Below are 1,750 nucleotides of genomic sequence, written 5' to 3'. Positions count from 1 at the left end.
GATGAAAGAAGTGGGAATTGACATTTCCTCTCATAAACCGGAAGCTGTGCAAAAATATCTAAATAATGAATTTGATTATGTGATCACCGTTTGCGACGGAGCCAAAGAATCTTGTCCGGTTTTTACAGGAAAGGTAGCGCATAGACTTCACATTAGCTTTGATGATCCGCACGGGAAATCTATGGAAATATTTAGAAGAGTGCGTGATGAGATCAAAGCAAAAATAGATGAATTTTCTCAAAATTTCAGGGAGGAAAATTGAGTCAATTTTGTGAAGTTACCGAGAAGAAAGCAAAAGCTCGCGAGATGAATGTTTTTGAAAAATATCTCACTTTGTGGGTTGTTCTCTGCATCGGAGCAGGAATCGCACTTGGTAAAATTGCTCCGCAAGTTGCTGTAACTCTGGACGGATTTTCTTTCTATCAAATCTCGATTCCGATTGCGATCTGCCTGTTTTTTATGATGTATCCGATTATGGTGAAAATTGATTTTGGAGAAGTGATTAAAGCAGGAAAAACTCCTAAACCTGTAATTCTGACTCTTGTTATTAACTGGCTGATAAAGCCGTTCACCATGTTTTTTATCGCTACATTTTTCCTGACCTTGTTCTTCAAGATGGGATTGATAAGAGGAACGGAAATCGTGAAAACAGGGCAAGAAGTTGAGCTTTACCGAAGTTATATCTCGGGAGCTATACTTTTAGGAATTGCTCCTTGCACTGCAATGGTTATGGTTTGGAGCTGGCTTTCCAAAGGAAATATGGGACATACTCTCGTAATGGTCGCCATCAATTCCTTAACGATGTTGCTTTTATACGCTCCTCTCGGCGGTTTTTTGCTGGGTGAAAACAATATGCCGATTCCCTGGCAAACTATTATTTTGTCCGTTCTCATCTATGTTGCTCTTCCACTTGTAGCAGGTTATTTTTCACGAAAATGGATTATTGCTCATAAAGGAACAGCATATTTCGAAGAAAAATTCCTGCCGCATCTCGGCACAGTTTCTATCATTGCCCTACTAATAACTTTGGTATTGCTATTTTCATTTAAAGGCGAAATTATTCTGCAAAATCCACTAACAATTCTCTGGATCGCTATTCCGCTGCTTATTCAAACCTTGTTCATCTTCACGATCGGTTACATCGCTGCTAAGCTTCTGAAAATTTCGTATGAAAATGCTGCTCCGGCTGCGATGATCGGAGCTTCCAACCATTTTGAAGTAGCCATTGCCACTTCAACGATGCTTTTCGGTTTATCTTCCGGCGCTTCTCTGGCAACTGTTGTAGGCGTTTTGATTGAAGTTCCGGTAATGCTGTTTCTGGTAAAAGTATGTTTGAAAACAAAACCGGTTTTTGCAAATAATGTAACATGAAAAACAACTTATAAAAAATAGAGGTATGAAGTGAATACAATAAATTTTGAAATCAATGGTATGGGAATAAAAAACAATTTCCTGTGAATGGGATGCCCTAATGCTATTGTCAGCTATCTTGCCGGGATGCAAGATGTGGAAGAAGTGAGTTTTGATACTGAGAAAAGAGTTTTTTCGCTACAAAGCAATTCTTTCAGTAAATCAAAATTGAAAGAAACTTTAATAGTTCTCTCAAAGCAAGAAAAACGAGAGTTCAGTATTGAAAGATATAAAGAGATTTAATTTTCATCTATATTTTGAAGTTTGTTCGATGAAAATGAAATAAGATATTATAAGAAACAGGAGAGAAATCAATGATTGATACTATCTTTACATGGTT

2 protein-coding genes are annotated in these 1,750 nt (G+C 37.4%); both read left to right on the top strand.

Going from position 1 to position 1,750, the window contains the following annotated elements; all coding sequences use genetic code 11:
• Positions 1 to 262, top strand: a 262-nt coding sequence (locus tag ENL20_07825) for an arsenate reductase ArsC (GenBank protein ID HHE38469.1), incomplete at its 5' end; no start/stop codon positions are given.
• A gap of 44 nt (positions 263 to 306) precedes the next feature.
• Positions 307 to 1,371, top strand: a complete 1,065-nt coding sequence (gene arsB / locus ENL20_07820) for an ACR3 family arsenite efflux transporter (protein ID HHE38468.1) — start codon at positions 307 to 309, stop codon at positions 1,369 to 1,371.
• The last annotated feature ends 379 nt before the right edge of the window (positions 1,372 to 1,750 follow it).

The sequence above is a fragment of the Candidatus Cloacimonadota bacterium genome, from assembly GCA_011372345.1.
Lineage (GTDB): Bacteria > Cloacimonadota > Cloacimonadia > Cloacimonadales > TCS61 > DRTC01.
The sequence above is the reverse complement of the archived record's forward strand: the minus strand, read 5'-3'. Positions and strand labels throughout refer to the sequence as shown.

Coding starts and splice junctions, on each gene's coding strand:
- arsB (HHE38468.1), top strand. CDS start 307: ATGAATGTTTTTGAAAAATATCTCACTTTGTGGGTTGTTCTCTGCATC.